The sequence below is a fragment of the Pelagicoccus sp. SDUM812002 genome, from assembly GCF_031127835.1.
GTDB lineage: Bacteria > Verrucomicrobiota > Verrucomicrobiia > Opitutales > Opitutaceae > Pelagicoccus.
In genome coordinates, this window is record NZ_JARXHX010000019.1 from 81,308 (window position 1) to 89,918 (window position 8,611).

Annotated in this window: 9 protein-coding genes; 5 read left to right on the forward strand and 4 right to left on the reverse strand. The window is 53.8% G+C overall.

Annotation, left to right across the window (positions count from 1 at the left end; all coding sequences use genetic code 11):
* Positions 1 to 81: 81 nt before the first annotated feature.
* Positions 82 to 1,023: a hypothetical protein gene (locus tag QEH53_RS19955; RefSeq protein WP_309024986.1), complete on the reverse strand. Its 942-nt coding sequence runs from the start codon at positions 1,021 to 1,023 to the stop codon at positions 82 to 84.
* A gap of 271 nt (positions 1,024 to 1,294) precedes the next feature.
* Here QEH53_RS19955 and QEH53_RS19960 point away from each other — a divergent pair, with 271 nt between their 5' ends.
* The gene (locus QEH53_RS19960; RefSeq protein ID WP_309024987.1) at positions 1,295 to 1,666 is read left to right on the forward strand and encodes a hypothetical protein; all 372 of its coding nucleotides are present in this window, start codon (positions 1,295 to 1,297) and stop codon (positions 1,664 to 1,666) included.
* A gap of 41 nt (positions 1,667 to 1,707) precedes the next feature.
* Here the strand turns inward: QEH53_RS19960 and QEH53_RS19965 are convergent, their stop codons facing one another.
* Positions 1,708 to 2,262: a hypothetical protein gene (locus QEH53_RS19965; RefSeq protein ID WP_309024988.1), complete on the reverse strand. Its 555-nt coding sequence runs from the start codon at positions 2,260 to 2,262 to the stop codon at positions 1,708 to 1,710.
* A gap of 139 nt (positions 2,263 to 2,401) precedes the next feature.
* Between QEH53_RS19965 and QEH53_RS19970 the strand changes: the two genes are divergently transcribed.
* Entirely contained in the window at positions 2,402 to 3,574 is a 1,173-nt protein-coding gene (locus tag QEH53_RS19970; protein ID WP_309024989.1) for an isochorismatase family protein, read from the forward strand.
* 72 nt (positions 3,575 to 3,646) lie between these two features.
* Here QEH53_RS19970 and tsaD read toward each other — a convergent pair whose 3' ends face one another.
* Entirely contained in the window at positions 3,647 to 4,681 is a 1,035-nt protein-coding gene (gene tsaD, locus QEH53_RS19975; protein WP_309024990.1) for a tRNA (adenosine(37)-N6)-threonylcarbamoyltransferase complex transferase subunit TsaD, read from the reverse strand.
* A 113-nt stretch (positions 4,682 to 4,794) separates the two neighbouring features.
* Between tsaD and QEH53_RS19980 the strand changes: the two genes are divergently transcribed.
* Together QEH53_RS19980 and rpmB are read left to right on the forward strand one after the other, a co-directional pair.
* Positions 4,795 to 5,823 carry an SAM-dependent methyltransferase gene (locus tag QEH53_RS19980; RefSeq protein ID WP_309024991.1) on the forward strand — a complete coding sequence of 343 codons (1,029 nt, stop codon included), beginning with the start codon at positions 4,795 to 4,797 and terminating at the stop codon, positions 5,821 to 5,823.
* Positions 5,824 to 5,909: 86 nt separating this feature from the next.
* Complete coding sequence (rpmB, locus tag QEH53_RS19985) at positions 5,910 to 6,140, forward strand: 50S ribosomal protein L28 (RefSeq protein ID WP_309024992.1); 231 nt, start codon at positions 5,910 to 5,912, stop codon at positions 6,138 to 6,140.
* A gap of 171 nt (positions 6,141 to 6,311) precedes the next feature.
* Here rpmB and QEH53_RS19990 read toward each other — a convergent pair whose 3' ends face one another.
* Positions 6,312 to 7,031 (reverse strand): phosphoadenylyl-sulfate reductase, encoded by a 720-nt coding sequence (locus QEH53_RS19990; RefSeq protein WP_309024993.1) that lies wholly within the window; start codon positions 7,029 to 7,031, stop codon positions 6,312 to 6,314.
* Between the two features lie 293 nt (positions 7,032 to 7,324).
* Between QEH53_RS19990 and QEH53_RS19995 the strand changes: the two genes are divergently transcribed.
* Positions 7,325 to 8,512: a methyl-accepting chemotaxis protein gene (locus tag QEH53_RS19995; RefSeq protein WP_309024994.1), complete on the forward strand. Its 1,188-nt coding sequence runs from the start codon at positions 7,325 to 7,327 to the stop codon at positions 8,510 to 8,512.
* Positions 8,513 to 8,611 lie beyond the last annotated feature (99 nt).

The window sequence follows — 8,611 nt, forward strand, 5'->3', positions numbered from 1 at the left end:
ACCCCCGTTTCGCTCAAAAGCCTGCCTTTCCGTGACACAACTGTCACGTTTGCAGGTCGAAGGGGCCGCCTGACGGAAACGTTATCTCTGAAGCTCCTCGATCAGATTCGAGACTTCCTCGACCACGACCATGTCCTCAGCTCCATAAAGTAAAGCACGCTCGAGCGAGGACAACGCTTCTTCAAAGAATCCCGCAGCTCGAGACTCCCGAGCGTACTCCAACAAGCGATAGGAATCATAGCAGTGCTCAGAGAGAAACGAAAGCCAAGCATCTCTCGGCTCGGAAACGAGTGCTCTCTTACCCAGATCCTCACGAAGACTCTTCGCCTTATCAATGTTTCCGAGCTCCAGATACACATCTGGAAGGAGCTCTCGAACGGGTTCGAGCTTAGGCATCAAATCGATGGCCTTTTCCAGCCAGTCCTTCGCCAGCTCCCATTCTCTTTCCGCAACTGAGATTCGTCCCAATCCTAAACGTGCCCAGCCATCATTGGGAGCTCCAAGTACACAGTACTCGTACGCCGTTCTGGCATCCTTAAACTCGCCACCTTTCCGATAGGCTTCGCCCAATCTGAAGTAGGACAGCGGACGTGCCGGATCCAAGGTGATCGATCGCGCAAAATGGGTCGCAACCTCGGCTTGGTTCATTCGATCCTCCTTCAACACTCCCAGCAAGTAAGGCCAACGGGCATTCTCCGTTTCGAACGACTCCAGCCCCAAGTAGCACGACTCCGCTTGCGAAAAAAAACCATTCGCGTGGTAGAGATAAGCCAACTCTACCAAAGCCTCCCGCTGCAGCTCGCCCACCTCCAATTTTGCGTGAGCGTTTTCCAGCCGTTCAATCAATTCGGACGGTCTCCCCGTCAAGTCCGGCAACTCCGGCAACACCTCGACGATCAATCGATCAAAAGGCCGCGGCGCCTCTCGTTCAAACTTCCTCACCGTGAACGAAAGACCACCAATGACGGCCAAAGAGATCAGCAGCGGAGTGATTTGCCTGAGGAAGCTTATTCGAGTCACCATGGAAACTTACGCGCAGCAGACTCGCCGGGATGCGCCAACCTCGCAAGCCTCTCCTTGACAGATAGACCCACGACCGTACTTTCCACCCTCGTACTATGAACCACATCAAAGCCACCGCTATCATTATGATGACCAAAGCAAACACGCTTCGGGCCGGTGGCATGCGTCGATACTAACCGTTATACGACAGCAACCACTTTTTCATTTAGCCCGAGGCCTCACAGCCTCGGGCTATTTGTTTTCCGAATCTACACCCACGACCACACACATCATGCCTTTTATCGCCAATTCGACCCATTCTGACAAAGCCACTTCCGAGAGTGACCAATGTTCCAACCTCGGCGACGAACTTGACGCGCTGTGCCAACGCATCCTCGCCTATGCTGAGAAAGCCAAAGTCCAGCACTTCCGATACTGTCGAAGCCCGCATGTCCCGTATTCCCGACATCGAAACCTTAAGCAGGCGATCCAAGGACTCCACCAGGAACTCGAGGGAGCAACCGCACTCCCTGTCTGCCAGACACTGGCAATCGATCTCCTCCGCGAACTCGCCTCGCTCGGACATCAACCACCCTGCGATAACTCGCGTCAGCAAAAAGCCGCCGCTCTAAAAATCAATACAGTCCTTCTCGAACTTCGCTGACAAAGGTCAGCGACCGACCCCCGGGTTGGCAAAACCAGCACCTAAGAATCCGAATCCTGCTTTTCGCTATCAGTTTCACCATCCTCGCCATCGCCCTCTGCACCGTCCACTAAGAAAGCGAGCTTCTCCTCGTTCTCCAGGAAAAACTGCGGATCCAAGTCCACCGCCGGCACCAAGAACTCCCGCTTCGTCGGGCGATGCACGTAGCGCGTGTACTTGCGCGTGCGAGCTTTCACTCGCAACACCCGACGACGCTCTAGCATCAAGCCGAGAAAATGCTTCAACTCCGCATTTTCCACTGAAAGAGCCCCCTCTTCTTCGCCTTCGAAGAAGCTGATGAAAAGGTTGTCCGCCGTTAGTTTCAGGGCCTCTGCCTCTTCCTTGCCGTCATTCGGCTTCGGCTTGAACTTCTGGGTCCAGCGGCAAAGCACCTTGCCGGGCATCTCGACCTTATTGGCTTCCGAAATGAGCACATCCACCCGCGCGAGCTCGCCTTCCTCAGTCTTGACCAAGGCGCAAGCGATCGCGTCGTCCTTCGCAAATTCCACATCCGAGTGAAACGATTTACGAGCGATTGGGGTGATATGCCATTCCATACGCACCCACTATTATTCCCCACGCTCAACTGGCTAGAAAATTTTCGGGCTTCGGATTGATTAAGCGCCAAGAATGCTCTTTAAGGTCAGACTCTTACGGGGCTATCCTGTCCCGAAACTCAACCGACACCACCCAGGCATGCAACTAAACCGCAAGGTTCGCCCAGAAATCCTAGACTCAGTAGCCCTCCTCGTCATCGATGCTCAAGACGCCTTCATCGATACCATAAGCGACAAGGACGAATTCAAAAAACGAGCCGCATTCGCCATCGAAGCCGCACGTTGCCTGAAAATACACACCCTTTTCACCGAGCAGGTTCCCGAAAAGATGGGTCACACCAACAGCGAACTCTACAAGCTCGCTCGCAACCCGCGCGTCTTCAGCAAGCAAACTTTTTCCGCGCTCGGAGCCGCCGGCATCGAACGCTTCCTCCGAGAAAAGGAAATCTACAACCTCCTCATCGTCGGAATCGAAACGCCAATCTGCGTCTACCAGACCGGATTGCAAGCGACCGAGGAAGATATCGACCTCACTTTCCTGAGCGATTGCCTCGGAGCTCGTCGCCCCCAAGACGAAGCTCCCGTGCTCGACGCTCTCCGTTCCATGGGCTGCCAAGTCCTCCCTTCGGAAACCATATTCTATTCTCTCCTCTCCGATACGCAAAATCCATACTTCCGCGCCTTCACCCAGATCGTGAAAGCCTTCGGAGCAAAAGACTTCAGCCTTGAGTCCTACCTCAAAAACCGTCCTGCCGAAGTCGACGAAACGCCAGAACGTCCTCAGAAACCTCAACGAGACGAACGCCAGGAAAAGCCGGTTCGCGAGGATTCTGACCAACCGCGCTCCGACACCCAACGTCGAGATCGCCAACCGGATAGGCGGGACGACAACCAGGATAGCGACTCAGAGGAACGCCGCGGTCGCAAGCGGGGACGTCGCCGCGGAAGGGGACGTGGACGCGATCGACAAGATAGCGATGCTAACAATTCCGGTGAACAAAGAAGCGACCAACGGCCCGACCAAGACAAGCAAGCTAGCCACAAGCCTCGGTCTGAAAATAAATCCGATCCCCGAAAGGATTCGAAATCGGACGCCCCCCACCCTTCTAAAGATAAGAAGACCGAGAACAACGCCAAGTCCGCTCCCGAGCAGCCTCCAACAAGCCCAGCTCCAGCCGTAGATAAGGTCCCACCGAAAAAAGCGGCCAAGAAGGCTGCCAAAAAAGCAGCGAAAAAGGCGGCCAAGAAAGTCGCTAAGAAAGCAGCGAAAAAGGTAGCCAAGAAGGCTGCCCCAAAGTCCGAATCCGAGTAGCCCTTACGATGGGTAAACTGGCGAAACGACTTCCATGTCGTTCGCCTCACAGGATCCAATCCACCAAGCTTTCTACACCGTCGCGTCCAGCTGCAAGCTGGGAGCGATGTCTAGCATTCCGTCCTGACGTACTCGTTTCTCGAATACGTGGCTAAAACCGATCATGCCGGCGTTATCTCCCGTGTGGCAGCGTCGGGCCAATAGGCTCTTCACGCGACGCTTCGTCCCCAAGGCTTCAAAGCGAGCACGCAACACTCCGTTGTTCGAGACACCGCCCGACAAGCCCATACTCTTGTAGCCACCGCCTTTCAAGGCTTTGTCGCTCTTGCGTATCAAAGCATCCACTACTGCTTCCTGATATGAGGCGCAAAGATTTCCGATGTCTGCCGCTGCAGCTTCAGGTCCCATCTTTTCAACCTGGTACCGCAAGCTCGTCTTCAAGCCGGAAAAGCTAAAATCGAGGTGTGGCTTGCCTACCAAACCTCGAGGAAACTGATACGCCTTCACGTCGCTCCCATCCGCGAGCTGCTCCAACTTCGGTCCGCCGGGGTAGCCGAGTGCCAGCAACTTCGCTCCTTTGTCCAAAGCTTCTCCCGCTGCGTCATCGATCGTCTGTCCGAGGATCGACAAGGACCGATCCTTCTCAATGCGAGCAAGAATCGTATTTCCTCCGGAAACGATTAGCGACAAATGCGGCAAAAGCTCATCCACCAAAAGCGTATCAAATCTCTCAGGACAGTCCTCATAAACCGGAAGAAAAGGCGAGTGAGCGTGAGCTCGGAGATGGTTGACTCCAAATACTGGCACCTTCCACGCTAGCGAGAGAGCGTTCGCAACCGCCAGCCCCATCGCCAAACAAGCCGCAAGCCCCGGCCCGGTCGTCACTGCTATTTCAGTTATTCCCTCGAATCCGACATCCTTGCGCGCTGCTTCCAGCAACGGAGCAAAATTGTTAAGGTGTTCGCGACTCGCTAAGTCTGGAACCACGCCACCGTATTCGGCATGCAACGACACTTGGCTGCTGATCCACTCGCCACGCAGTCCCACACCACGCTCGAAGAGAGCGAGGGCGGATTCGTCACAGGAACTTTCAATGGCCAATAACATATCTACCCACTGCTTTACGACTCCCCTTCTCTCCCGCAACAATAATAGAGACCATCAAAGTGCGTGACTCTTGATGACACATCTGTCTCGTTCCCAAGCGTCAGTTTTCACAGATGAGCGATTTGCCCGAACAGCCTCCTGAAATCCTAACTGCCCTCGCCAACAAGGCGGGGCCGGACGGCATAATCGAACTCCCGGACTTCATCGAAACTGCCCTCTACCATCCTCAGTACGGCTACTACCGCAGAGAACAGCATCGCGTCGGGCGAAATCCCCAGTCTGATTTCTACACCTCAATCAGCCTCAAAGAGTCGTTCGCCGAAATAATAGTTGAGGCCAGCTGCTCGATGCTCAAACAAGCCGGCCTCGACCCCGCCGAAACCGACTGGGTCGAAGTTGGAGCCGAGCCGGGCGGCACTTTGCTCGACGATAGCCAAAGCTCATTTAGGAGCGTTTCAACGATAGGAATCGGTCAGGAGATAGAAATCCCCCCACAAGCGATCGTATTTTCCAACGAGCTTTTCGATGCTCAAACTTTCCGACAGATTCGCTTCGACGGTAGCCAGTGGATCGAATTCGCCGTGCAACTTCAGGGTAAGACGTTCGTCTGGAAGCCGCGACCGACCATCAGTGATGAAGCTGCATTCTATACAGACGACCTCCCCAGCGACCTCCCGTCCGGTTATACGGTCGACCTCCCCACCGGCTCCTTGGCACTCGCCCGCAATCTTATAGAGAGAAACTGGTCGGGAGCCTTCATCGCGTTCGACTACGGAAAGACTTGGCACTCCATCGCTCAAGATACCCCTCAAGGTAGCGCTCGGGGCTACTATCTACATAAGCAACGTCCGGATATCCTCGACGCCCCTGGATCCATGGACATAACGCACCACATTTGCTGGGATCACCTCGAAACGGCCCTCAAGGAGGCCGGATTCAGCAAGCCCTCCCTGCAGAGCCAGGAATCATTCATCGTTCATCGAGCACCTAACTATCTACAAAAAGCATTCGACCCTACCTTGCCCGCTTTCGCTCCTATCCGCCAAAAGCTCAAGGAGCTGATGCATCCCGCATTGATGGGACAGAAATTCCAAGCGCTCAGTGCAATTAGACTCCCTGATGCACAACCAACCAGTACCTGACACCCAGAACCTAAATAATTCTATTTGGTTCTTGCCAAGGCACTGCACCAACCATTTCTTCCCCGTTTCTCAAACCAATTTCCGACATGGCAAGAATCTGCGCAATCACAGGCAAACGACCAACTACTGGCTCTATCATCCACCGCAAGGGCCAGGCTAAAAAGAGTGGCGGCATCGGCACGCACGTAACCAAGACTACCAAGCGTAAGTTCCGTCCAAACGTGCAACGCATTCGGGTCCGTCTCGCTTCCGGTCAGGTTAAGCGTATGTGGGTAAGCGTGAAGGCGATCAAGGCCGGACTCATCGAAAAGGCGTAAGCTTCTTTCAATAAACACTTTCTGAAACCGCTCATCCGCTACCGGAGAGCGGTTTTTTCGTGCAAACCACACAGTGTACAAGGCGTACCACCTCGCGCACATTGACAAAAAGGCCGACGCATATTTCTCGCGTCAGCCTTAACTATACGGTCTTCGGTCCGGTTGCTCGCCTTAAATCTGGAAATCCGACTGGCCAGAAAGCTCGTGCAGTCCACACTCGCGTTTGACCCCGCCGAAGCGCGTATCCGCTTCGGCCATTCCTGGCATTAATTTTGATGTGCTATGCCAATCTCCCAATGAAACATAACCCTCGTCCCAAAGCGGATGGTACGGCAGGTCGTTGGCAGTCAAATACTGGTGCATCCCGCGATTATCCCAATCTATGATCGGGTAAACTTTGGTCATCTTATTCTGGACCTGTACAGCAGGGCGCTCACTGCGAGTCGCGCCTTGGCTGCGACGCAAACCCGCCAGCCAAGCTTTGGCACCCAGTTCACGAACTGCCCGATCCATTGGCTCCACCTTATTGAGAAGGCTATATTTCTTGAGCCCTTCCTCGCCGTTTTCCCAGAGTTTTCCGTAGAGAGCCTCTTGCTCCGCCGCGGAAATCTTAGCCTGGTACTTCTTGATGTTCAGGTTTAGACGGTCCGTCAGCTCAGCCGCGAACCGGTAAGTTTCAGGAAAAAGATAACCAGTATCGATGAAAACGACTGGTATATCGGGTAATACCGATGTCACCAGATGAAGCATCACCGCCGAGTGGGTACCAAAGCTTGTCGTCATGATCAGCTCATCGCCAAACTGCTCGGCTGCCCAGCGTACACGCTGCTCTGCCGAAGCTCCTTCGAGGTCGATGTCTTTCAATTCCATGGTTTCAAATGCGGTACTCATCGTCTTAACTTTAGTAAGTTGGTTATCTTATGCATGTTTATGCAAATCAAGCACGATTTCTCCAAACGCTTGATTGACGAAAAACCAAGAAAAACGCCTAGCCCGAACCTTGGGGACTTCATTCCCTAGTGCAATGCAGGGATAATATCCACATGGACGGAGAAAAATATGAGCGCTTTCCCCATCAAGACATGAATTTTACTGCCGATTTAAGCAGTCCATTCGATTACCCAAATCTAGAATGGACCAAACAAAATTCGCTCCCGGCCTAGAAAAACAAATCCCTCCCTTTTATGCTTAAAAACATCTCTATCAGTGCCCGACTATTCATTCTGATCGGTACCCTATGCCTTTTCATAGTCGCCACTGGCGCCGTAAGCATCATGGAATCCTGGAGGGTCGCAACCCTTGCTGAAAAGGTTCAGGCCGCAGAAAGCTTGGAGCAAGCTCAAGCCCAAATCGCCGAATTGACTTCGTCAGCGAGCAACTACTCCACAGTATCCTTTGCACTCCTTGTAGCAGGATTAGCATGCGGCGCATTCTTCGCCGTTACGGCGATCCGCGCCATCACGAAACCACTCAATGAAGTCGAGACTACCCTGCTTGCCATGTCTCAACAAACAGGCAGCGCAGCTGCGCAGGTGTCAGCATCTAGCCAAGGACTGGCCGACGGAACCAGCCGCCAAGCCGCCTCCATCCAACAAACCTCAGCAGCTCTTTCCGAATTATCAAACACCACTTCGCGAAATGCTGGCAACGCAGCCAAAGCTCGCAACATGGCCAATGAAACCCGAGCCGCCGCAGAAGACGGATCCGAAGGAATGCACGAGATGTTTGAAGCGATGAACGCAATCAAGTCTTCCAGCGACAACATCGCCAACATCATAAAGGCTATCGACGAAATCGCTTTCCAGACGAACATTCTCGCCCTCAATGCTGCCGTAGAAGCAGCCCGTGCAGGTGAAGCAGGCGCTGGCTTCGCAGTCGTAGCCGACGAGGTACGAAACCTCGCCCAACGCTGCGCCGCTGCAGCCAAGGATACAGCCTCTCAAATAGAGGACTCGATCCAGCGCTCTGAGCGCGGCGTCGAGATTTCAAACCGGGTTGGCGAGAGCTTCGATAACATTCTCGGCAAGGCCCGCAACGTCAACGAGATCGTAAAGGAAATCTCCGCCGCCAGCCAGGAACAGACCAACAGTATTTCCCAAATCAACACAGCCGTCAACGAACTGGATCGCGATATCCAAGCCAACTCCGCCACTGCCGAAGAAACCGCAAGCACCTCGGAGGAACTCTCCTCCCAAGCCGAAATGCTCCAGCAAACCGTGCTCGACCTGCAATGCATCCTCAGCGGACAAAGCCAGCATGCCTCCTTTGCTTCGAACACCCATCGCAGTAAAGGGCGCTCGACGCAAAGCTCCAGCTGGGACTCTTTCGACTTGTCCACAGACCGTTCTAAAGAAGAGGTTCTCTTTAACTAATTTCGGGTCTTCCGGAAAATCTGTGGGTGAAAAATGATTATAGCCGGTTCCATAGTCCTACGCTGCGCGCAAGCCCAATGTCGGCATAAACTCGCTGCG